We start from the raw sequence: 24,214 nt of genomic DNA, 5'->3' as shown, positions 1-24,214 counted from the left end.
CTCATCGTACCGGCTAGCGTTTTGGCGCGGAGCCGGATGATCCACGAGTAATGAGCTCGGTTCGGTACGACACGGGCACTCGCGGCGGGTTGCTTCCCGACATGAGCTCAATCAGCGTTTCGACTGCCCCGGACACGATCTGCCGCACTGGCTGCCTGTTGCTTGTCAGTGGAGGATCTGTGAAGGCCATGAGGGGGGAATCGTCGTAGCCGATGATCGACACGTCCTCGGGCACTGCAAGGCCCCGCTGACGGATCTGTCGGATAGCACCCAGGGCCATGACGTCCGACCCGCAGATGATGCCCGTGATGTCATGATCGAGCAGCTGGTCGGCGGCAAGCTGGCCGCCCTCGATCGAGAACAGGCTGTGGATGACATGCTGATCGACGTCGGGGCAGAGCTCCAGCATCGCCTGGCGGTAGCCGATCGCCATGTCCTGCACATTCCGGAACCTTTCAGGACCGGTCATGAGCCCGATGTGACGGTGGCCAGCATGGTGCAGATGACGGACAGAGTCTTTGATCGCCTCGACGTCGTCTGAAGAGAAGTCCGGAACACCAATAGTCGGATTCCAGCCATTGATCGTCACATACGGAACATCGATGAGCTGTCGATCGCTGTCGGAACCCGGCCCGGCGCTCCGTCCCGCAAGGAAGATGATTCCCGATACCCCAGTGTCGAGAAGGAGACGGAGGTAGGCGTCGTCCTTGCCGATCGCATGCGTGCTCAGGACGGGCGCGCAGCCCGCCGCAGACAGCTGACTCTCCAATTCCTGGACGAAATGTGGGGCAATCGGATTGGTGAGCTCAGGGGCTACCACACCGACGAGCTGTGGCCGTTCCTTCGCCTGATGCGGGCGATCGAAACCCACAGCATCGAGAGCATCGAGCACGGTCTGCCGCGTGCTGGCTGCGACACTCGACTTCCCGTTGAGCACGCGAGAGACGGTTGCGGTCGAGACACCAGCCCTGACCGCAACATCCGCAAGACGGATCCGGTTCGCCATTATCCCCTCACCATTCAGTTGTGCCCAGTGTAACGGACTGCAACGGAATGGAACGGCGGGGATGATAGACCGGAGGAATACCGCTGTTTGCCACGCGTGGTCGCGATGAAACGAGCGGCGATCGGAGCGGAAACCTGCAGCTCTCATTGCTAGGCTGCGCTTATGAACGACGATGATGCGCTTCCCTTCGGACTATACGAGCTCGTCGAGTCGGCAGCGCTGCCCACTCACCGTTTTCCTCCGCAGGCACAGGCAGATTGGGCCGAGGTCGATGAGGCCGAAAGAATATCTGTTCTGTCCCGCTACGTTGCGGCGCAGCTGGAGCAACGGCTGAAGCTAGCGGATAAAAAGGATCGCGTTGACATCGTGAACCAGGCCCTCGCGGGTATTCAGCCTGACGATGCGATCCGTTGGGGTGCGAAGGGAGAGCTGAGGCAGCTTGTCGCGCTCCGGCCCTCTCAGTCACGCCGGATCCTACGTCCCGAGACACCGCTATCGGATGCTGCTCTCTTGACGAATGGGCCGCAGCAGCCGTCACTCAGCCGAGAGATCGTGAGGGAGATGGCGAGCGCCGATAGAGTCGATCTGCTCTGCTCCTTCCTCAAGGTCAGCGGCATCAACGTCCTATGGAAGGCGTTGGCGGAGCTTCGTGCGCGGGGCGTGCCATTGAGGGTCATCACGACAACGTACATGGGTGCGACAGACGCGAAAGCGGTTCACATCCTCCATGACATGGGGGCGGAGGTAAAGGTCAGCTACTTGACCACGACGACGCGTCTTCACGCCAAAGCCTGGCTCTTCGAGAGGGATTCGGGGTTCAGCACGGGATATGTCGGATCGTCCAACCTGTCCGCGGCGGCGATGACTGACGGGTTGGAGTGGAACGTACGCCTCTCGAACGCATTGACCCCAGGGGTCCTGTCGCAGTTTCGCGCGACGTTCGACAGCTACTGGAGCAACCCCGAGTTCGTCACGTACGAGCCAGATCAGCGAGACGAACTCGACAGAGCACTGCGACGGGCGACGGACGGTGACAAGCGCACACTCGCCGCGCTGGATATGACATTCCTCGACGTCTACCCGCGTCCGCACCAGGCCCTCATGCTCGACCACCTCGCGGCAGAGCGAAGCAGAGGTCATCACAGGAACCTCGTCGTCGCGGCGACCGGTACAGGGAAGACGATCCTGTCAGCTCTTGACTTCCGTGCGCTCTCAGAGACGCTCCACAGTCCGACCCTCCTTTTCGTCGCCCACCGGGAGAAGATCCTCACCCAGGCCAGGCAGGCGTTCCAGGCCGTCATGAGGAAGCGGTCCTTCGGCGACATGCTGGTCGGCGGTGCACGCCCGAGGGACACGAACCATGTCTTCGCATCGATACAGTCCCTGAGTCGCGGCTGGCTCACGTCCCTCCCGCGCGATCACTTCGATATCGTCATCATCGACGAGTTCCACCACGCCGATGCGGCAACTTATCGCGCGGTCCTCGACTATCTGGAACCGAAGGAGCTCATCGGTCTCACTGCCACCCCCGAGCGCGGTGACGGTGTTGACGTTGCCGAGGAGTTCTTCGACGGCAGGATCGCGACAGAGCTCAGACTGTGGGATGCTCTCGACGCGGACCTGCTCGTGCCCTTCCACTATTTCGGGATCGATGATGGCACCGACCTGTCACGGCTCAAGGTCACCCGCGGAGCATACGAGACGGAAGCGCTCAACCAGATCTATGTCGACGATGAGGAAGGCTCCCAGGGCAAGACGCGCCTCCGCATCATTGCCGAAGAGCTCGATCTCAAGGTGGCGGACCCGAAGCGCATGAAGGCGCTCGGCTTCTGCGCCTCCAAGGTTCACGCGCGCTTCATGGCGGAGGCCTTCAACCGGCTCGGAATAGCGGCCGTGTCGCTCGTCGGCGAAGACCCGGAGGCGGACCGAATCGATGCGATCGAGAGGCTCCGATCCGACGATGATCCGCTAGCCGTGATCTTCACCGTCGACATCTTCAACGAAGGCGTGGATATCCCCGACGTCGACACGCTCCTCATGCTCCGGCCGACCGAATCGCCGACACTGTTCCAGCAGCAGCTGGGACGCGGCCTGCGCCGAGCACCGCGAAAGAGCGTGCTCACCGTTCTCGACTTCGTCGGCAACCATTCAGGGCTGTACAGGTTCGAGAAAAAATATAAGGCTTTTGTGAGGGGCGGGCGATTGACCGCACATGCCGTCACGGGCGGCTTCCCGGACCTCCCGGCCGGGTGCAGCGTCGAGCTCGACGAGATCACACAGCAGCACGTGATTGCGAACATCAAGCAGTCCCTGTCGATCTCCCGCCCGAAACTGTTCGAGCAGGTCCGAGAGCTTGTGGTGTCCGACGGTACGAGGCGGCCCGTCGAGTTCCTCCCCGATTTCCTCTTAGCCTATGGTCACAGCTTCGCGACGATCTATCGGGGGAAGCAGTCGAGATCCCGAGGCGGAAAAGCCATTCGATGCACCTGGAACTATGCGCTCTCACAGTCCGGCGTCGAGGACAGTCTGGCCGACCTCTTCGCAGACGACGCGTTCATCGACATCAACAACCGAGTCCACGCCTTGACCCACGTCAACGACCCCGTGCGCCAGACGGGCTATCTGCGTCTTCTCCGCGGAACACAGAGCGAACGGGGCATGGGGGAGGTGGAACGGCGCCTTGCATGGATGCTCGTGTTCTCGGTGTGGATGACGGGAAGGTTCACTCCATCATCCGAAAGGTTCACCCTTGATGAGGCGCTTGAGAGGCTGCGACGCTATCCGGCTGTCGCGGATGAACTCGAGCAGGTATGGCGGATCGTCGAGGAAACCGAGCGGCGGGTGATCCGCCCCGAACGTCTACTCGAAGGGAAATCGCCGCTGATGACGCACGGCGTCTACTCGCGCGAAGAACTCTTCGCCGGTCTCGCCGCTCACGAAACGTCCCGCATCCCCTCGTCGTTCGTCGAGGGCGTCCTCGAGTCTGCGACAGTGGATGCTGTCGCTCTCCTCGTGACTCTCGAGAAGAACGAGAAGCACTATTCGCCTCAGACGATGTACAAGGACTACGCACTGACCGATCGGGAATTCGCGTGGGACTCGCAGAACTCGACAACTCCGGACAGCAGGAAGGGGCTCATGTATCGGGGTCTGGGGGAGGACGCGCGCACCCCGCTCCTCTTCGTGCGCAGGACGAAGACCAGCCAGGAGATCCCAGATGGAATCGAGCCCTACGTCTTCCTCGGCCCCGTCTCCTACATGGACCACGAGGGCTCACAGCCCATGCACATCACGTGGAAGCTCGAGAGGGCGATGCCGGCGGAGCTCTTCAACGTCGCGAGGGTAGCCGCCTGACAGCAGGCTATTCTGCGGCTATGAGCCGGAGGAGGTGCCCCCAGCGGGGCACCTCCGTTTACGGCAGCTGGGGCTTCCGAGCATCCTTCGGGCTGAGGTAGACCACGCCGAGCGGGGGAACCCGCAGGGCCGCCGAGTGGGCGCGTCCGTTCCAGCCGATCGGCTCGGCGTTAACGATGCCGTTGGTGACACCGGAACCGCCGTACTTGAGATCGTCGGTGTTGAGCACCTCGTCCCATTCGCCCGGGAAGGGAAGTCCCACACGATAGTTCTCGTGTGGTGTTCCCGCGAAGTTGACGATCGCGACGAGCCAGTCCTGCTCATCGGCAGACTTGCGCAGGAACGTCAGGGTGTTGTGGTCACCGTCGGAGACGTCGATCCATTCGAAGCCATGGTTGCTGAAGTCATCCGACCAGAGCGCGGGATGCTCGACATAAACCTTGTTGAGATCGGCGACCATCGCCATCACCTGATCGTGGTTGGCGTTGTCTGTCAGCCACCAGTCGAGGCCCTTCGACTCGCTCCATTCGCTGATCTGAGCGAACTCTTGACCCATGAAGAGGAGCTGCTTGCCGGGATGTGCCCACTGGTAGGCGAGGAGTGAGCGAACGCCTGCGCGCTTCTGCCAATCATCGCCCGGCATCTTCGAATACAGGGAGCCCTTGCCGTGGACGACCTCATCGTGTGAGATCGGCAGGAGGAACTGCTCCGAGAACGCGTAGACGAGCGAGAACGTGATCTCTCCGTGGTGGTATCGCCGGTTGATGGGTTCCTCAGCCAGGTACCTGAGAGTGTCGTTCATCCACCCCATGTTCCATTTCAGTCCGAAGCCGAGTCCACCACCATCGGTCATGGCCGTCACGCCCGGCCACGACGTGGATTCTTCAGCGATCATCATGATGCCGGGATGGTTCCGGTAGGCGGTCGCGTTCGTCTCCTGAAGGAAGGCGATCGCCTCCAGGTTCTCGCGCCCGCCATAGATGTTGGGACGCCACTGGCCTTCCTTGCGGGAATAGTCGAGGTAGATGAGAGAGGCGACAGCATCGACACGGATGCCATCGATGTGGAACTCTTCCAGCCAGTACAGGGCGTTGGCGACGAGGAAGTTGCGCACCTCGTGGCGACCGTAGTTGAAGATGAGAGTTCCCCAGTCGGGGTGCTCCCCGCGGGACGGATCCGGATCCTCGTAGAGGGGAGTGCCGTCGAAGCGTGCCAGCGCCCATGCGTCTTTCGGGAAGTGGGCCGGAACCCAGTCCATGATGACACCGATGCCGGCCTTGTGGAGGGCGTTGACGAGATAGCGGAACTCATCGGGCGTCCCGAACCGTGCCGTCGGAGCATAATAGGACGTCACCTGGTAGCCCCAGGACGGACCGTACGGGTGTTCTGCGACAGGCATGAACTCCACGTGGGTGAATCCCAGGTAGGTGACATGTCCGACGAGCTGTTCCGCGAGCTCCCTGAAGTCGAGATCGAGACGCCACGAGCCGAGATGGACTTCGTAGATGGAGACGGGGCCGGTCAGGGGGTTGGTCGCCGTGCGGCGATCCAACCACTCATCATCGTCCCACTCGAACTCCGCCTTCGTGATGACAGACGCGGTGAGCGGAGGCAGCTCCGTCCGACGTGCCATCGGGTCCGCCTTCTGATGCCAGGAGCCGTCCTGGTATTGGATCTCGTACTTGTAGCCCTGGCCTGCTTCAGCGCCCGGGATGAAGAGCTCCCACACGCCCGAGGAACCCAGGCTGCGCATAGCGTGCGCTTTCCCGCTCCAATGGTTGAAGTCGCCGACAACCCGTATCGCTCGAGCATTGGGCGCCCACACTGCGAACGAGGCGCCTCTCGTGACCCCGAGCGGGGAGTCGTATTCCCTCACGTGAGAGCCGAGGACACGCCACAGCTGCTCGTGGCGGCCCTCCCCATAGAGGTAGAGGTCGAGTTCGCCGATCGTGGGCAGGAACCTGTACGGATCGTCTGTTGTCGTGACGAGCTGCTCCGAGTATGTCGCTCGGACACGGTAGTCCGGGACCTTGTCGGCGCCGAACGCCGCAACCCACACGCCGTTGTATTCGTGTTCCGCTTCGAACTCTCCGGACTCCGTGATGATCGTGACGGACACGGCGAGATGACGGATGACTCGAATGGTCAGCGTGCCGTCGACAAGATGTGGGCCGAGAATATCGTGCGGGGCGTGGTAGTCGCCATATGCCACGGACGCGAGAACGTCCGGCGAAACTTCTCCTGGAACATGCTTCATGATGACCTCTTTCCCCTGTTGATTCGATGCTAGTCCGTCTACGTCTGCTCCGGCGCCGAATGGCGTGGGTGCAGACGGCGGGGCAGGCTCTGGCTGTTCGTGCCCCGCGGCGGGCAGTGGGCCGGGGACCTCCGCGGGTACGTGGGCTGCCTCCGCGTGGGCGGGGTGTCCGTCCGATGTGACATCCTCGGGGCCGAGAATCGTGTCGATTCCGGCGAGCGGCACATCAAGCCAGTCGGGCCTGTGCGCCACCTCGTACGACACCTCGTACAGTGCTTTGTCGAGTTCGAGGGCGCGCAGCAGATCGCCCGAACCCGCGGGCAGCCTCCCGTAGCCGGACAGGAACGCGGCCTGAGCCTCATCGACCCACTCCCGCGCACTGTCGGGCTCGATTCCGTTACGGATGAGATGACCGCCGACATAGTCGAACGAACGGAGCATGCCAGCCACGTCGCGGAGCGCAAGATCGGGTGCCGCCCGCTCCGCCAGGGGGCGCAGCGGCTCACCCTCGAAGTCGAGGACAACCCACCCCCGGTCCGGCACCTCCAGCACCTGGCCGAGGTGGTAGTCGCCGTGGATGCGCTGAAGGGCAGGCCACTGGCAGGTCAGTGCGGCGTCGAAGACGGCACCGATCTCGGCGGCACGCGAGATCAGGGAGGGGACCTGTGTGATGGCCTCGCCTGCTCTGCGCCGCCACGCGTCGACGAGGGAGCGGCGCTCCTCCTCCGTCACGTCCACGGTGGGCATGACATCGGCAAGAGTCGCGTGAACAGCACGCGTCGCTTCGCCCAGCTTCGCGATCGAGTCGCGGTCGACGATGCCCTGCTGGCCCTGGTCCACCATGACGACCCACGCGTCACGGGCCCCGGGGAGGAACTCCTGGGCGACACAGAGATGGCCTGTGACCTCACGACCATCCTCGCGCCAGGTGCCCAGCGTGGAGCCCCGCGGTGCCGCAACATGAGGGGATCCGGCCTCGGCAAGCGCCCGCGTGAGGATCACGTCAGGGTTGAGCCCGTCATTGAGCACGCGGAAGATCTTGAGAATGATCGAGGAACCGTCTGTCATGTCGAACATGATGGACGTGTTCGACTGCTCCCCGGTGAACTTCTTCGACGACGCTATGGTGCCGACGGGGCCCTCCGCGCTGCCGGTGAGCGAGCCGCAATCCCCGTGCCCTTCCACCCATGTCGAGGTCGCCGTCTCGAGGAGCACCCTCTGTCCGTACCGCAGATCGGTTGCGTCGTAGACAAGCTGGTTGCGATCCCTGCCCACGAGGTCGTGGGTGAAGCTGGTCGTGGAGAAGACCAGAGGCACGACGTATGTTGATGATCCAGACTCGATGAGGAGGATCTCGACTCGCGGATCCCCATCCGTCAGCACCCACCGCCCGCGGATCGTGACGGAGTCGGAGCCGTCAGCTGACGCGAACCAGCGCTGCTTGGGGAGCCATTCGACGAGATCGTTCTCTAGCACTGTTAATCCTTCGTGGTGTGGGTCGGAGAGTTGACGGCTGATGGTGCGGGCCGGTCCTGTTTCGGTTCGACCGATGCTGGCATCCCGTCGACCGGTGCCTGCACGACGCGATCGGGAGAGGACACAGTCAACCAGAAGAAGTCACGCGAACCGAGCGTGGACAGGAACTGACCATCCTCGTCGATCGCAGGGAACCCGGCCCCGCCGAACACATCTGTCACGTGCCAGCGGCGATATCGTGCCGGAAGCGTGATCGTTGCCGCGCGCGGCGTGTTCGCCATGTTCATGACGCACAGAATGGTCTCGTCATCGTCGTAGCGGATGTAGGCAAGGACCGCTTCGTTGTCGGTGGGAAGGATCTCGAAGGCTCCCGATCCGAGAACAGGATGCTGTCGGCGAATATCGAGCATTCCCCTCACCCAGTGCAGGAGCGACGAGGGCTGCACCATCTGCGACTCCACGTTGACTGACTGATAGTGATGGACGAGGGATTGGATCGGGGGAAGGTAGAGCTTGCCGGGATCGGCGGTCGAGAACCCCGCATTTCGATCAGGTGTCCACTGCATAGGCGTGCGGACGCTGTCACGGTCCGGAAGCCAGATGTTGTCTCCCATCCCGATCTCGTCCCCGTAATAGAGGCACGGTGATCCTGGCAGCGACAGCAGGAGGGCGTTGGCGAGTTCGATCTCAGGACGAGAGTTGCCGAGCAGCGGCGCGAGACGCCGCCTGATCCCGACATTCGCTCTCATACGCGGATCTTCCGCATACCAGCCGTACATGGCGGCGCGTTCCTCCGTCGACACCATTTCGAGAGTGAGCTCGTCGTGGTTCCGCAGGAACGTGCCCCACTGCGCACCAGCCGGAATTTCGGGAGTTGCCGCCAGGATGTCCTTGATGGAGGTGGCGCGCTGCTCCCGCAGGGAGTAGTAGATGCGGGGCATGACGGGGAAGTGGAAGCACATGTGGCATTCGGGAGCGTCTTCGGTGCCGTAGTAGGCGACCACGTCCTCGGGCCACTGGTTGGCTTCCGCGAGGAGGATGCGGCCCGGGAACTCCGCATCCATCATCGCCCTCAGTTCGGCAATGAACTCATGCGTCTTCGGAAGGTTCTCGCAGTTCGTGCCCTCCTCTTCGAAGAGGTAGGGGATCGCGTCGAGCCTGAACCCGTCGACACCTGTTCGGCACCAGTACCGGACAACATCGAAGATCGCTTCCTGCACTGCGGGGTTCTCGAAGTTGAGGTCCGGCTGATGGGAGAAGAAACGGTGCCAGAAATACTGCCGCCGCACGGGATCGAACGTCCAGTTCGATGACTCCGTGTCAATGAAGATGATGCGAGCGTCCTGGTATTTCTCGTCCGTATCCGACCACACGTAGAAATCGCCGTAGGGGCCGTCGGGATGGGAGCGGGAGGCCTGGAACCACGGATGCTGGTCGGAGGTGTGGTTGATGACGAGGTCGATGATGACGCGGATGCCGCGAGCATGCGCCTCATCCATGAGCTCCGTGAAGTCATCCATCGTGCCGTATTCGGATTTGACGGCCGTATAGTCCGCGATGTCATATCCGCCGTCCCTCATCGGGGACGGATAGAACGGCGGGATCCAGATGCAGTCCACGCCGAGCCACTGCAGGTAGTCGAGGCGGTTGATGAGACCCTGCAGGTCGCCGATCCCGGAACCGTTCGAGTCCTCCATGGCGCGCAGGAGCGCCTCATAGAAGACGGCAGTCTCATACCACCTGTCGTCGGCGCTGAGCCCCGGACGCCCGAGGTCGCCGTAGGGGAGAGAATGGGTTGAGAGATGAGATGAAGTCACGAAACCCTCACTGACAGGATGTGGGCGGCTGAACCATGCGGATCGAGACGAACGAACGGACGATGGCCCCACGTGTATGTCTCGCCCGACAGCTCGTCATCAACGGTGATGGACCCACCATCATAGCCATCGACCAAGGCCGACAGGTCCAGGTCGATGAGAGCGTCGTGGGTGATGAACGGGTCGATGTTGAGAACAACGATGACGGTATCCTGCGGGCCCTCCCCGGGGCGGGTCTTCTTCGAGAAGCAGATGATCTTGTCCGACGTGGTCGGATGGATCGTCACGTTGCGCAGGCGTTGGAGCGCGGGGTGTGCGGCACGGATCGCATTGAGCTTCGTCAACAAGGGCGTGAGTCCCGTCGACTCGCCGAGGGCATAGTCACGCGCCTTGAACTGATACTTCTCGTTGTCGATCTGCTCCTCGGCCCCGGGACGGGCAATGTTCTCCGCCAACTCGTAGCCGGAGTAGATTCCCCACGTGGGGGCACCCGTCGCGGCCAGGATCGCCCGGATCGCGAATGCTGGCACACCCCCGCGCTGCATATACGGCGTCAGAATATCGTGTGTGGTCGGCCAGAACGCGGGCCGGACGAGATGGTCCGTCTCGTACGCGAGCTCCGTCAGGTACTCCTCGATCTCTTCCCGCTCGTTACGCCACGCGAAATAGTTGTAGGACTGATGGAAGCCGATCGCACCGAGGGTTTGAAGCATGGGAGGCTTCGTGAAGGCCTCCGCAAGGAAGATCACCTCCGGGTGCTTCTCCTCGAACTCGAGGAGAAGGCGATGCCAGAAGACGAGAGGCTTCGTGTGGGGGTTGTCGATCCGGAAGATCGTCACGCCGTGATCCACCCACACCTCGAGCATGTCGCGGATGGCGATGTAGATGCCCTCGGGATCATTGTCGAAGTTCAGAGGGTAGATGTCTTGATATTTCTTCGGCGGATTCTCGGCGTAGGCGATGGTGCCGTCCGCGCGAGTCGTGAACCATTCGGGATGCTCGCTCACCCAGGGATGATCGGGAGAGGCCTGGAGGGCGATGTCGAGAGCAACCTCAAGATCGAGGGAACGAGCCTTTGCGACAAATGCGTCGAAATCGTCGAACGTGCCGAGATCCGGGTGAATCGCGTCGTGGCCGCCTTCGGCTGAGCCGATGCCGTACGGGGATCCCGGATCGCCGGGATATGCGGTCAGAGTATTGTTGCGACCCTTGCGGTTCGTCGAACCGATGGGGTGGATCGGCGTGAGATAGGCGACCGTGAAACCCATGTCCTTGATCCGGTCGAGCTCGTCAGCGGCCGTCTTCAGCGTCCCCGACACCCACGTGCCGTCAGTGTTCTGGAAGGCTCCCGTGGAACGGGGGAAGAACTCATACCAGGAGCCGTAGAGTGCCGCCTCCCGGTCGACCTTCACCTCATACTCGGCAGACAGTGTCAGCATGTCCCGCAGCGGGTAGCGCTCGAGCGCTGCCCTGACAGCATCGGATGTGCCGTGGGGGAGGAGCTCCGAGGGTGCACCCTCACCCTTCAAGGCCTGAACGGCAGCGTCGATCGTCGTCGCTTCGGCAGATCCCTCCGGCATCCCCACGAGGGCCCGCTCGAGGACGGTGATTCCCTCATCGATCATGAGCTGCTCGTCGACACCCGCCGCGATCTTGATCGTGGCATCGTGCTCCCACGTGCGGTAGGGATCGGACCAGGATTCGATGTGGAAGGACCACCGGCCCATCGCGTCAGGAACGAGCCAGCCCTCGTACCGGTCCAGGCCCGGCCTCGTATCGACCATCCGGACACGCTGGGCTTCGGTGCCATCGGGGCGCGTGAGAACCGCCTCGACCGACCACGCATCGTGCCCCTCCCGGAACACGGTTGCCCGGACGGGGAACGCTTCTCCCACGGTCGCCTTGGCAGGCCACCTGCCGTCTTCGATCACGGGGGACACGTCGACGATGGGGATGCGCCCGACAGCGGCGAAGGGTGCCCGCTGGGGGCGCTGCGACACTGATGCAGTCGAGGTGGCAGGCTTACGATCCTGGGCTGCAGGCTTCCGGCTCGGCCGGGAATTGCTTGAAGTAGTCACAGTCCAACACTATCCAAAGAGCGATCGCGAGGTAGCCGAAAAGTCCACTATTGAGCCGACTAAGAAATGTCTCGCCTCAGACGCCGCCGGTCCCGTAAGGGCCCCGAGCGCACGAAACCGGCCCGGGGCACGACGAGTGTGCTCAGGGCCGGTCTCTCGGAGGGTGATCCCGCGAGCCTAGAGGCCGAGATCCTCTCCACACGTGGTGGAAGCGGTTTCGATGGTCGTGAGGTCGTCGCCGGTCAGTTCGGTCTCCGGATCGCCGTCCACGATCTTGTTGAGCGTCTCGTTCGAGACATTGTCGTAGACCTCGTCGACGATGCAGGAGTAGAAGGAATCGAGGTCTTCCTGGGTGACGCCGACGCTCTCGAAGTCTTCGATCGTGACGCCGAGTGTCTCGAACTGTTTCTGCATCATCGTGTCGACGCCCGCGAGGACCTCCGACTTGGAGGGCTTGTCATCGCCGCCACATGCCGCGAGTCCGAACGGGAGGGCAAGTGCGAGGCCGATGGCAGTGAGGGAACGCGTGGTGCGCATGTCTAGCTCCTAAGTGCCGCGGGGGCACACAAAAAAATATGAACGTCCACGACTTTACAGGTCGAGCACGGGTCGATGCGGTACCGGACGGGGAAGAGGATGCTCCCAGCCCTTCACGAGCGTTCCAGGGCGACACGCCTCATCGTCAGCAGATCCTGGGAAAAGTCTGATGGTGGTGGGTATGGATCGGGCCGGTGGGGAGAACACCCCACCGGCCCGACGACAGTCCGCTCAGGACAGGTAGATCATGTGCAGCGCTTCGTGCACTTCGCGGAGAGTCTCCTCCGCCTGCTCTGTTGCTCGAGCGATGCCATCGCGAAGCACCTGCTCGACAATGGCCTGATCGTTCTCGATCTCGAGACGCCGCGCACGGATCGGCGCCATCATCTCGTTGATCGCCTCCGTCGTGACGCGCTTGAGGGTGCCCGCCCCACCATCACCGATCTCGTCCGCGACCTCGTGCGGATCCCGGTTGGTTGCGAGAGCTGTCAGCTGGACAAGGTTGGACACCTCGGGGCGGTTGACCGGGTCGTAGGTGATTCGACGCTCGGAGTCGGTCACGGCCTTCTTCAGCAGCTTCGCCGTCTCGTCCGCGCTCATCCCCAGCTCGATCGTGTTGCCGCGAGACTTGGACATCTTCTGCCCGTCCAATCCGAGCACCGAGGGCGCCTCGGAGAGGAGCGCCTGGGGGCGCGGGAAGATCGGATGCGTCGCACCCGCGGGACGGCCGTACCGCTTGTCGAAGCGCTGTGCGATCACCCGGGCCTGCTCGAGGTGGGGAAGCTGATCCTTGCCGACCGGAACAACATTGGCCTTGCAGAACAGGATGTCGGCGGCCTGATGGACGGGGTAGGTGAGGAGCAGGCCGGACATGGGACGGTTGCCGGATGCGTCGAGCTCTGCCTTCACGGTGGGATTGCGCCGCAGCTCGGAGTCCGTGACGATCGACAGGAAGGGCAGGACGAGCTCGTTGAGCGCGGGGATCTGCGAATGGGGGAAGATCACGGCCTTGGCCGGATCGATGCCGACCGCGAGATAGTCGGTGACGAGCCCGAAGACGCGGTCCTTGATCTCACCGACAGCATCGCGGTCCGTGATGACCTGGTAGTCGGCAACGATGAACCAGCTGTCCACGCCCTGCTTCTGGAGCTCGACGCGGTTCTTGAGGGAGCCGAAGTAGTGTCCGAGATGGAGGCGCCCAGTGGGGCGATCCCCGGTCAGCATCCTGAACGGCGACGCATCTTCCTGGATCTTGGCCTTCAGCTCATCGCTGAGCCTCTCGGACCTGCGGAGCGAGGCCTCGTCGACTGTCGACTCGAGATTCGCAATCTCGTCACTGTGCATGAAAAATCCTTTCCGGCAGACTACCGGTCGATGAACGAGTCCAGTTTAGGCAGGGTTGGAGAGGTAAAGACGAATCGACTGCGCCTCGAGGAGGATACGCGATCCCGGGTCCTGCAGATCGTTGAAGATCTCTGGCCGTGCGGACGCTGAATCCCACACGAGGTCGAAGGGACGCCCGCGACCGATCGGGAGGGTGAACTCGGTGTCTTCGTTCAGACCGTTGATGACGACGAGTGCGTCCACATCGTGCCCGCCTCCCGACCGCAGCATCTGGAAGGATCGTGACGTCGGTTCGAACCATTTCCAGGCCGGCATCTCCCGCCCGTCCCTGTCGATCCACGTGACGTCGGGGATCGAATCCTCCGCTCGGGGCGTGCCCGTGAAGAAACCGGTGGGCCGGAAGACTGTGTGTTCGCGGCGCAGGCGCAGGAGGTAGGCGACGGTGGCCAAGAAGTCGTCCTGCCACTCCTCTGTCTGCCAGTCGATCCACGACAGGGAGCTGTCTTGGCAGTAGGCATTGTTGTTGCCGTGCTGGGTGCGTGCGATCTCGTCCCCGGCGGTCAGCATCGGTGTTCCCGCCGAGAGGACGAGCGTGGCCATGAGGTTCCTCATTGACTTGAGGCGCGCCGCCCGCAGCTCCGGATCCGGGCCCTCCGTGCCGTGATTCCAGGAACGATTGTCATTCGACCCGTCCCTGTTACCCTCATCGTTCGCCTCGTTGTGCTTGTCGTTGTACGTGACGAGATCACGCAGCGTGAAACCGTCATGAGCGGTAATGAAGTTGATGGAGGCGAAGGTGCCGCGCCCTCCTGGAATGCGGCCGCGCGAGAAGAGATCGGCTGACCCCGAGAGGCGGGTGACGAGCTCACGGGAGTCGTGGGGGCGGTGGCCCTGCGCCTGATGGTGCTGATCCGTCAGCCAGAAGGAGCGGACCGCGTTGCGGAACCGATCGTTCCAGTCCGCCGTGGGAGCCGGGAACTGGCCTGTCCGCCAACCATTCGGACCGATATCCCACGGTTCGTTGATGAGCTTGCGCGAACGGAGAACCGGGTCGGTCGTCATGGCGACGAAGAACGGATGATGGGAGTTGAACTCCCGTCCCTGGCGTCCGAGAGTCACGGCCAGGTCGAAACGGAACCCGTCCACCCCGACCTTCTCCACCCAGTAGCGGAGGGAATCGAGCGACATCTGGATCACCCGTCGCAGGCGGAAGTCGAGAGAGTTGCCCGTGCCGGTCACGTCGATGAAATCGACGGGCGTCGTCGACGTCTGGAGATAATAGGTGGACTCGCCCAATCCTCGCCAGGACAGGGTTGGCCCATCGATACCGGCCTCGCACGTGTGGTTGTAGACGACATCGAGGATGACCTCGATGCCTGCCTCGTGGAGGAGGGAAACCATGCCCTTGACTTCGCGCAGGACAGCGGAGGGGCCCTCCGCCTGGGCTGCGGCTGTCGCATAGGACGGTTCGGGGGAGAAGAAGCCGAGCGTGTTATAGCCCCAGTAGTTCTCGAAGCCCTTCTCCACGAGGAACGGTTCCGAGAGCTTGGCCTGGATGGGAAGGAGCTCGATCGCGGTGACGCCGAGGCGCTGGAGATGACGGATCGTAGCGGGGTGCGCAACCCCCGCATAGGTGCCGCGCAGGTGCTGCGGAACCCCCGGCATCGTCATCGTCAATCCGCGCACGTGAGCCTCATAGAGGACCGTGGAATCCCACGGGGTGTCGAGATGCGTGACATGACCGTCGAAGGCCTCATCGACGACGACCGAATGGGGCACGTGGGGCGCGGAGTCAAGATTGTTGATGACACGCGGGCCAGGAACAGGAGCGAGATCATCGTCAACCTCGTGGGAGAAACAGGCCGGCCCCAGATCGTAGCCGCCTGCCACACCGCGCCCGTAGGGGTCGAGAAGCAGCTTGGCAGGGTTGTGTCTCATCCCAGCGTCCGGATCCCACCGCCCATGAACACGGAAACCATAGTGCTGGCCGGGCTTGATACCGGGAACGAAACCGGTCCACACCCCGAGCCGGGGTCCGTTGAGAGCAAACCGACGTTCGTGGATCGTCCCATCGGGATCACGGTCGACGGCGCAGAACTCGACGAGCGAGGCATGCGTCGCAATGATCGCAACATCCACCCCTCCCGGGCGCACGGTCACACCGAGATCACTCGGGTGGGTCGACCCCCGGAGTGTGGGTTCGGGAGCTCTCGCGACGTAGCGGGATGGCGCGATACGGTGTCGGGTTGTTCGAGTCACGCGCATATTGTCTCACCTTTGGCGGGTGCTCCGTTCGAAGGTGCCATATCCGACCCTCTGTTCCACCCGTGGCAAAGACCTCTTGGGATATCTGGACGGGAGGTGGCACGCTTGTACGCATGAGGATTGTTGTCTGTGTCAAACACGTGCCCGACGTTCAAGCGGAGCGAGTCTTCGGGGAACGAGGATTCCTCGTCCGCGGCGACGATGACGTCTTGAACGAGCTCGATGAGAACGCGGTCCAGGAAGCCGTGAATCTCGCCGGTGACGACGGTGAGGTGATTGCCCTCACCATGGGCCCCGAGGATGCTGCGGATGGTCTGCGGCGTGCACTCGCGCTCGGAGCACATCGTGCCATCCACGTCTGCGACGACAGGGCCGCCGGATCCGATGTTCTCGGAACCGCACGAGTGCTCGCGGCAGCGATCAGGCAGCTCGATGGCGAGACTCCCGTCGATCTCGTCGTCACGGGCATGGCAGCCCTGGACGGCATGACAGCCACCATCCCCTCCGCTCTCGCAGCCCACCTCGATCTTCCCGCCCTCACGCTCGCGAAGACGGTCGAACGCGACGGCACCACCATTCGGATCACGCGCACGATGGGAGTGAACGACGAAGTCATCGAAGCCGATCTTCCCGCCATTCTCTCCGTCACGGACCAGGCGAATGCTGTCACCTACCCGAACTTCAAGGCGATCATGGCCGCGAAGAAGAAGCCCGTCACCCAGATCGACCTCGATGACCTGGGCCTCGGCGGGGACCTGGTCGGCGCCGCCGGTGCAGGCACGCGCGTCACCAACGCCGTGGAAAGGCCCCCGCGAGCGGCCGGTGAGATCATCACCGACTCCGGTGATGGTGGTACCCGCCTGGCCGACTACATTCTTGGAGTGATGAAGTGAAACTCGATACCGTCCTCGTCCTGTCCCGCCACGACGGCTCTGTGCTCTCCGACTCGTCGCGAGAGATCTTGACGGCAGCCCGCTCGATCGCTGATCGCGTCGTGTCCGCAACATTCGGCACCCCTCCCGTCGAAGAACTGGCCCGCTACGGTGCCGATGAGATCCTTGTCGTCGACCCGGGCACAGTGCCTGCTGATCCCAACCATCCCGCCGTGTGGGCGGCGCTCGCGGTCGCGGCGGCAGAACAGGTGAATCCGAGGGCCGTCCTCATGGCCTCCTCCTACCTGGGGAAGGAAATCGCGGCCCAGGCCGCAGTCCAGTTCGATTCCGGTGTCGTCGTCGATGCTGACGCAGTGTCCGTGACAGAGGGTCAGCTTGCCATCACGAAGGCAGTCTTCTCCGGAACGTGGGCCACCCACGACGAGATCATTCGCGGCATCGCCGTCGTCGCGCTGCGCCCCACCGCGGTCGAGGCGGAAGCAACGGACCGCACCGAGGCGACGGTCCGCCCCCTCGAGATCTCCGTTCCCGAGCGCGCGAAGCGCACCCGTCTCGTGTCCCGGACGAAGCGTGAACAAGACGGCCCGAGCCTGACAGAATCGCAGGTCGTCGTCGTCGGCGGGCGCGGAGTGGACGGCGATTTCGGCCCCGCACGCGAACTCGCGGAACTGCTCGGCGGCGCTGTCGGTGCGACGCGCGTCGCATGTGACGAGGGGTGGATCGACCGTTCGGCCCAGATCGGACAGACGGGCGAGACCATCGCCCCGAAGCTCTACATCGGGCTCGGAGTGTCAGGCGCCGTCCATCACGCCTCCGGCATGCTCGCGTCCGAGCACATCGTCGCGATCTGCGATGATTCCGAAGCCCCTATCTTCGAGATCGCCGATTTCGGCATCGTCGGCGATGTCACGACGGTTCTTCCGCAGGCCATGGCTGCGCTCAAGGCAGGCCTGTAAGTGGTCTATCTGGATTACGCGGCAACCGCACCCCTGACGGAGACCGCGAGGACGGCGTGGCTGGATGCGGCAGCGGTTGCGGGTAACGCCTCCGCCATCCACAGCGCAGGCAGGACGGCCCGATCAGTCTTGGAGGACGCCCGCGAGACCATCGCCTCCGTGTTCGGCGTGGACAGCGTCGAGGTGATCTTCACGTCGGGCGGGACGGAAGCCGACAATCTGGCGATCGCGGGTCCCGCGACTCGTGGCCGTGTGCTCACCTCTGCGATCGAACATCCGGCAGTCCGGGAAGCGGCACAGATCGCTGCACGGACCGGCGGTACCCACACCGTCATCCCCGTCGGACGCGATGGCGTCATCGATCGTTCGGAGCTTGCAAGCCTGCTCGATGAGAACGTCTCACTGGTCTCGGTCATGGCGGCCAACAACGAGACCGGCATCATCCAGCCCCTCGAAGAGATCAGGGACATGGTGGGCGAGTACGCTCCTCGTGCTCACCTCCACACGGATGCTGTCCAGGCGGTGGGGAGCATCGACATCCCTCAGGGCTACGCCCTGTCCCTGTCCGGCCACAAGCTCGGTGCCCCCGTCGGCATCGGTGCACTCATCGCACCCCGAGACTACCCGCTGATCCCGCTCGAGGGCGGGGGCGGGCAGGAACGCAAGGTGCGATCGGGAACCCTCAACGTTGCCGGTGCGGCCGCACTCGCGGCGGCCCTCAACGAGGCCGTCACCGCCCGCAGGGAACGCCATGAGCGTCTCGAGCGTTTCGGAGCCGCAATCCTCGACGCTGCTCGTGAGGTGGGCGGTTATCGGAGCGGCGGGGATGTTCCGCGCCTCCCCCACATCGTGCACATCATCTTCCCGGGCACCGACCCTGAAGCTCTGCTGGTCGGAATGGACATGGCGGGGATCGCCTGCTCGACAGGGTCCGCCTGCTCGGCGGGAGTCTACCGGCCGTCCGCGGTCCTAGAGGCGATGGGAGTGGCAGAGGATCACTACACAGCCCTGCGATTCTCCATGGGAGAGGGCACCGCGGAGAGTGACATTCGCGCAGTGACGGATGCCCTGCCGGGTGCGATCGAGATGGCACGGAAGGCAGTGCGAGTATGAGAGTCCTAGCAGCCATGTCCGGAGGGGTCGATTCCGCCGTTGCGGCGGCCCGAGCGGTCGATGCTGGTCACGACGTCGTCGGGGTGCACATGGCGCTCTCGAAGTCCCGCGCGGAACACCGCACGGGCAACCGAGGGTGCTGCTCTGTCGAGGACGGTCACGATGCTCGACGTGCCGCCGACAAGCTCGGCATCCCCTACTACGTGTGGGACCTGTCCGACGATTTCGAGGACACCGTCGTCTCCGACTTCCTGTCGGAGTACTCGGCCGGCCGCACGCCCAACCCGTGCGTGCGATGCAATGAGCATGTGAAGTTCGCGGCTCTCCTCGAGCGCGGACTGGCGATGGGATTCGATGCCGTGTGTACGGGGCATTACGCGGATCTGCGGACGGTCGAAACGGACACCGGTGTGCGGCACGAGCTCCATCGCGCAGCGAATCATCCGAAAGACCAGTCCTATGTCCTTGCCGTCATGGGCAAGCAGGTCCTCGGCAACGTCCTCTTCCCCCTCGGAAGCGTCCCCACCAAGGATGCTGTGCGGGTCGAGGCCGCCGCCCGCGGTCTCGGCGTCTCCCTCAAACCAGACTCCTACGATATCTGCTTCATCGCCGACGGCGACACGCGCGGCTTCCTCCGGTCGAAGCTCGGCGAGAACCCCGGAGAGATCGTGGATGAGAGCGGGAACATCGTCGGTTCACACCTTGGCGCCTTCGCGTACACGGTGGGCCAGAGGCGCGGCCTGGGCCTCGGCATTCCCGCCGATGATGGTCAGCCGCGATTCGTGACGAAGATCGAGATCGAGACGAACAGGGTTCACGTCGGCCCGGTCGAAGCTCTCGACGTCCATCGAATCCGCGGCGGCAGCACCGTGTGGCTCGCGCCCGACATCGATCCGACGGCGCCGCTGCGTGCAGGTGTCCAGGTGCGCGCCCACGGCCGAGAGATTCCCGCGACCGTGCAGGTGATCGATGATCAGCTGGTCATGGATCTGGACGAGCCGCTGCGAGGCCTCGCGGCCGGGCAGTCTGCCGTCGTCTACCTGGGGACGCGTGTGCTCGGACAGGCGACGGTCGAGGACACGGAATGATCGAGCTCCCGCTGTCTCGCATCGAGCACGAGACGGACGCCCAATCCCGCAACGATCCACACCTTCTCGACAGGGTCAGTGCGGGGCGCCTCCTGCTTATCCGGGATGGTCAGGTAGCGGTAGCGGACGACAGGCTCGTGACCGTTCCAGCGTCCACCATTCCCGACAGCCTGCGCTCCTGGGATCACGTGTCCTACGTCGGCATCGTCGAGGGGGCCCACTGGGCGGCCCTCCACCTCGAACCGACCGCGGCGGCACTCGATGCTGAGGGGATCCCCTACGGAGACCGCCGCATCACCGCCCTCCACGAGCACAGCTTCGTCTCCCTCCGGACGATCGGCCACACGCTGTCCGCTCTCGAGGCGGGTCTCGCGACCACGGCGACGGCCCTGGGAGCATGGCGGGACTCTCGTAAGTATTGCGGCGAATGTGGGGGACGGCTTGCACCGCGCGCGGGCGGATGGGAGGGGATCTGCTCGGATTGCGGCCTCGTCACCTACCCGCGAACGGACCCGAGCGTCATCATGGCGATCCGAGACCCCCATGACAGGCTGCTTCTCGGGCACGCCGTCAACTGGGAGCCCACGCGCTACTCCTGCCTGGCGGGGTTCGTCGAGGCCGGTGAATCCCTCGAACATGCCGTCAGACGAGAATCTTTCGAAGAGGCCGGCGTCGTCATCGATCGAGTCGAGTATGTCGGCTCTCAGCCGTGGCCCTTCCCGCGTTCCCTCATGGCGGCCTTCAGGGCGTGGACGTCCTCCGAGGAGGTCGAGGTGGATGGTGTCGAGGTGACCACCGCCCGCTTTGTCACCCGTGCGGAGCTTGTCGCCGACATCGCCGATGGTCGGCTGACCGTCCCCATGGCGTCATCGGTTGCCAGGTATCTCATCGAGGACTGGTTCGGCGGGCCACTTCCCACCGCCACACCCCCGGCCTAGGTACCCGGCTCGGGGAGTGCCGCCGTCTGCTCCGAATCGATCGAGCACGGCAGAGGTGTGCCAGAGGATCGTGTCAGACTGGGCGAGGAGGAAACATGGATGTAGAAGAACTGCTGTCAGCGCTCGACCCTGACCAGAGGCGAGTCGCCGAACACCTGCGGGGGCCCGTCGTCGTCAGGGCCGGTGCCGGCACCGGCAAGACCCGCGCCATCACCTATCGGATCGCGCACGGCGTGCTCGTCGGCGCCTACGAGCCGACCAGCGTCCTTGCCGTCACCTTCACGGCCAGAGCCGCGGGGGAGATGAGAAGCAGGCTGCGCGACCTCGGGGCGCACGGCGTCCAAGCCCAAACCTTCCACGCAGCCGCCCTGCGCCAACTGTCCTACTTCTGGCCCCATGCGGTAGGCGGGCCCATGCCACAGCTGCAGGAGCACAAGGCCGGCCTAGTCGCCCAGGCGGCGGGGAATCTCGGCATCAGTGTCGACCGGACGACGATCAGGGACCTGGCGGCTGAGATCGAATGGTCGAAGGTTTCCCTTGCTGGCCCCGAACACTATGCGGAGAAGGCGCAGGCAACCGGCAGGGAAGCGGTGGCCGGTCTCACCCACGAACGGATCGAGAGGCTTATCTCCGCCTATGAGGAAGCGAAATCGGCTCGCGGTGTCATCGACTTCGAAGACATCCTCCTCATCCTCATCGGCATCATGGCAGAACGGGACGATATCGCCCGGCAGATCCGCCACCAGTACCGCCACTTCGTCGTCGACGAATACCAGGACGTGTCTCCCCTCCAGCAGAGAGTCCTCGACCACTGGCTCGGGGACAGGCGAGACCTGTGCGTCGTCGGTGACGTCTCCCAGACCATCTATTCCTTCACGGGCGCAACCCCCGCCTATCTGCGAGACTTCCGGGCCCGGTTCAAGGACGCGGCCGAGATCGAGCTCGTCCGCGATTACCGCTCCACTCCCCAAGTGGTCGACGTGGCCAACAAGATCATTGCACCAGGCAGGCTCGCAGGATCCGTCAAGCTCGTCGCCCAGCGACCCTCCGGCCCGAGCATCAGCTACCAGGACTACGAGGACGATGATGCTGAGGCGAAAGACATAGCCAAGCGAATCGTTGCCCTGCGCGAACGAGACGTACTCCTGTCAGAGATCGCCATCCTTGTCCGCACCAATGCACAGAGCCAGGCCATCGAATCCGCCCTCTCAGCCGCCGGTATCGGTTTCACCATTCGCGGCGGGGAACGCTACTTCTCCCGGCGGGAGGTGCGCGAAGCCATGGTGATGATGAGGTCGTTCGCGCGCAGCGGCGTCGACGCGACCATGCCGGACACGGTGCGTGAAGTCGTCGGCAAGCTCGGTTGGTCGAGGGACGCGCCGAAGGCGGCAGGGGCTCAGCGCGAACGCTGGGAGGCGCTCAACGCGCTCGTCACCCTTGCCGACGATATCGATAGGGCACGCGGCGCAGACCTTGCCGGTTTCGTGGCAGAACTGGAAGAACGAGCGGCCACCCAGAACGCTCCCACAATCGAAGGCGTCACGATCTCAACCCTTCATGCCGCGAAGGGCCTCGAGTGGGACGCGGTGTTCCTGGCGGGGATGAGCGAGGGGCTCATGCCGATCTCCTTCGCAGAGACCCCCGCGGCGGTCGACGAGGAGCGCAGGCTCCTCTACGTGGGTGTCACCCGCGCGAGGGAGCACCTGCATATCTCCTACGCCCGCGCGCGAGCGGCCTCTGGGCGCGGCAACCGGAAGAGGACCCGCTTCCTGGACGGGATATGGCCCGAGACGGAGAACGTCTCCCGCGCCACCCGAAACCGGAGGCGTTCGAAGGAGATGGCGACCGAGTTCGAACTCAACCATCCCGACGATGTTGCGCTCCTCAACGACCTCAAGGCCTGGCGCACCGTCCAGGCGTCCGACGAGCGCAAGCCTCCCTACATGATCCTCGTCGATACGGTTCTCATGTCGATCGCGTCATCGAAGCCTGCAACGATCCAGGAGCTGGGCCGCGTCAAGGGTATCGGAATGACGAAACTCGACCAGTATGGTTCCGCGATCCTGCACGTGGTCGACGGGCACCGCTGACTGTCCGCTACGAACCGAACACGCACCCGCAATCGGCAGCCCTCTCAACAGTCTCAAGCGTGGGCCACGATGGTGGGGGTGGGATGTGCATGATCGCGGAGGACAAGCGGGGCTCGTAGCCTTCGTCCGTGACGAACTGGAGCAGCTCGGCAGCCGCGAACCCGCAGGCGAGGAATGCGCTCGCGGTATCGGGCTCGAGCATGGGGAGTCTGCCGGCCTGAGCCGACAGGAGCGGCCACGCTGAATCCTGCCGGGTCCGTTCCGATTCGACGCATTCAAGACAGGGCGAGCCCGTGACGAACGGGCCGATCTGGATGTCTGACTCCGCGACGACGATGGGAAGATAGGGGATGTCGTCCGCGAGGCAGACGCGGGCAATGTGCAGCGGGTATACCCGCGAACTCACCGAGACGACGATCCGCCGGTTGATCGGATCGCCCGGCCGCAGCCGTGGGCGCACGGCCGCCTCGACGGGTTGCCCGAACGATGCCAGGCCAAGCCATCGAGCGCCGGACTCGGAGACGGGATGAGGGTCGTTCACGGCGACAGCGCCGAAGCCGTACAGGTCGAGCACGATGGCAAGGAGACTGCCGATAAGGCCCGCGCCCTCAATGGTGACGGCAGTGCTCCGCGCCGCCTCGGGATCGACGGCTCCCGCACGTGCCGCAGCCGCATACTCGTCTCGTGCCATCCGTCCAGGCATGGTCGCCTCACGGGCGAGACCCGTCGCTGACACGGTCTCCCAGATCTTCCTCGCACGATCACGATCAACCTGATGAGACTTCGCCCAGACATCGACATCGGCGGCGGTGCAGGGATTGCGAAGCAGGTTGAGGAGCGGCACTTCGCGCGGGTAGAGGCCGTCGATGATGGCGCGGCGATCGGGGTGCAGGCCGATCTGCACACAGTCGCTGTCGCGCCAGTAGAGTCCCAGTCCGTCAGGTATCTGCATGGCACGAGAGTAGAGACAAAAAACCACCCTCCCGCCCGTTATCCACAGGT

15 protein-coding genes and 1 pseudogene are annotated in these 24,214 nt (G+C 63.8%); 7 read left to right on the top strand and 9 right to left on the bottom strand.

Annotated features, from left to right (window positions below; all coding sequences use genetic code 11):
• Positions 1-13 precede the first annotated feature (13 nt).
• Complete coding sequence (locus H2O75_RS08480) at positions 14-1,006, bottom strand: LacI family DNA-binding transcriptional regulator (RefSeq protein ID WP_182170835.1); 993 nt, start codon at positions 1,004-1,006, stop codon at positions 14-16.
• 162 nt (positions 1,007-1,168) lie between these two features.
• Between H2O75_RS08480 and H2O75_RS08475 the strand changes: the two genes are divergently transcribed.
• Positions 1,169-4,360: a DEAD/DEAH box helicase gene (locus H2O75_RS08475; RefSeq protein WP_182170831.1), complete on the top strand. Its 3,192-nt coding sequence runs from the start codon at positions 1,169-1,171 to the stop codon at positions 4,358-4,360.
• Positions 4,361-4,418: 58 nt separating this feature from the next.
• Here the strand turns inward: H2O75_RS08475 and glgB are convergent, their stop codons facing one another.
• The 7 genes and pseudogenes from glgB to glgX all read right to left on the bottom strand — a co-directional run bounded on the left by glgB (position 4,419) and on the right by glgX (position 16,128).
• Positions 4,419-6,617: a 1,4-alpha-glucan branching protein GlgB gene (gene glgB / locus H2O75_RS10930; RefSeq protein WP_259365338.1), complete on the bottom strand. Its 2,199-nt coding sequence runs from the start codon at positions 6,615-6,617 to the stop codon at positions 4,419-4,421.
• Positions 6,618-7,052: 435 nt separating this feature from the next.
• Positions 7,053-8,093 (bottom strand): annotated as a pseudogene (locus H2O75_RS11045) (maltokinase N-terminal cap-like domain-containing protein); the annotation flags it as partial.
• Positions 8,094-8,095: 2 nt separating this feature from the next.
• Positions 8,096-9,910 carry a maltose alpha-D-glucosyltransferase gene (gene treS, locus H2O75_RS08465; protein ID WP_259365235.1) on the bottom strand — a complete coding sequence of 605 codons (1,815 nt, stop codon included), beginning with the start codon at positions 9,908-9,910 and terminating at the stop codon, positions 8,096-8,098.
• Positions 9,907-11,910 carry a maltotransferase domain-containing protein gene (locus H2O75_RS08460; RefSeq protein WP_182170825.1) on the bottom strand — a complete coding sequence of 668 codons (2,004 nt, stop codon included), beginning with the start codon at positions 11,908-11,910 and terminating at the stop codon, positions 9,907-9,909. Before H2O75_RS08460 ends, treS begins: the two co-directional genes overlap by 4 nt.
• A 255-nt stretch (positions 11,911-12,165) precedes the next feature.
• Positions 12,166-12,525, bottom strand: a complete 360-nt coding sequence (locus H2O75_RS08455) for a hypothetical protein (RefSeq protein ID WP_182170822.1) — start codon at positions 12,523-12,525, stop codon at positions 12,166-12,168.
• 231 nt (positions 12,526-12,756) lie between these two features.
• Positions 12,757-13,869, bottom strand: a complete 1,113-nt coding sequence (gene trpS, locus H2O75_RS08450; RefSeq protein WP_182170818.1) for a tryptophan--tRNA ligase — start codon at positions 13,867-13,869, stop codon at positions 12,757-12,759.
• Between the two features lie 45 nt (positions 13,870-13,914).
• Positions 13,915-16,128 carry a glycogen debranching protein GlgX gene (gene glgX, locus H2O75_RS08445; protein WP_259365234.1) on the bottom strand — a complete coding sequence of 738 codons (2,214 nt, stop codon included), beginning with the start codon at positions 16,126-16,128 and terminating at the stop codon, positions 13,915-13,917.
• A 119-nt stretch (positions 16,129-16,247) separates the two neighbouring features.
• On the opposite strand from glgX, the gene H2O75_RS08440 reads away from it, so the two are divergent.
• The 6 genes from H2O75_RS08440 to H2O75_RS08415 all read left to right on the top strand — a co-directional run bounded on the left by H2O75_RS08440 (position 16,248) and on the right by H2O75_RS08415 (position 23,212).
• On the top strand, positions 16,248-17,027 hold the full coding sequence (locus tag H2O75_RS08440) for an electron transfer flavoprotein subunit beta/FixA family protein (protein WP_182170811.1): 780 nt from the start codon (positions 16,248-16,250) through the stop codon (positions 17,025-17,027).
• Positions 17,024-17,983 carry an electron transfer flavoprotein subunit alpha/FixB family protein gene (locus tag H2O75_RS08435; protein WP_182170808.1) on the top strand — a complete coding sequence of 320 codons (960 nt, stop codon included), beginning with the start codon at positions 17,024-17,026 and terminating at the stop codon, positions 17,981-17,983. The genes H2O75_RS08440 and H2O75_RS08435 overlap by 4 nt, the downstream gene beginning before the upstream one ends.
• Entirely contained in the window at positions 17,984-19,096 is a 1,113-nt protein-coding gene (locus H2O75_RS08430) for a cysteine desulfurase family protein (RefSeq protein WP_182170805.1), read from the top strand.
• Entirely contained in the window at positions 19,093-20,184 is a 1,092-nt protein-coding gene (gene mnmA / locus H2O75_RS08425) for a tRNA 2-thiouridine(34) synthase MnmA (protein WP_182170802.1), read from the top strand. Before H2O75_RS08430 ends, mnmA begins: the two co-directional genes overlap by 4 nt.
• Positions 20,181-21,122, top strand: a complete 942-nt coding sequence (nudC, locus tag H2O75_RS08420) for an NAD(+) diphosphatase (RefSeq protein WP_182170799.1) — start codon at positions 20,181-20,183, stop codon at positions 21,120-21,122. The genes mnmA and nudC overlap by 4 nt, the downstream gene beginning before the upstream one ends.
• Before the next feature lie 95 nt (positions 21,123-21,217).
• Positions 21,218-23,212, top strand: coding sequence for an ATP-dependent DNA helicase UvrD2 (locus H2O75_RS08415; RefSeq protein ID WP_182170796.1), 1,995 nt, complete (start codon positions 21,218-21,220; stop codon positions 23,210-23,212).
• A gap of 7 nt (positions 23,213-23,219) precedes the next feature.
• On the opposite strand, the gene H2O75_RS08410 is transcribed toward H2O75_RS08415, so the two are convergent.
• The gene (locus H2O75_RS08410; protein WP_182170793.1) at positions 23,220-24,164 is read right to left on the bottom strand and encodes a hypothetical protein; all 945 of its coding nucleotides are present in this window, start codon (positions 24,162-24,164) and stop codon (positions 23,220-23,222) included.
• Positions 24,165-24,214 lie beyond the last annotated feature (50 nt).

This window comes from Flaviflexus equikiangi (assembly GCF_014069875.1).
Lineage (GTDB): Bacteria > Actinomycetota > Actinomycetes > Actinomycetales > Actinomycetaceae > Flaviflexus > Flaviflexus equikiangi.
The sequence above is the reverse complement of the archived record's forward strand: the minus strand, read 5'-3'. Positions and strand labels throughout refer to the sequence as shown.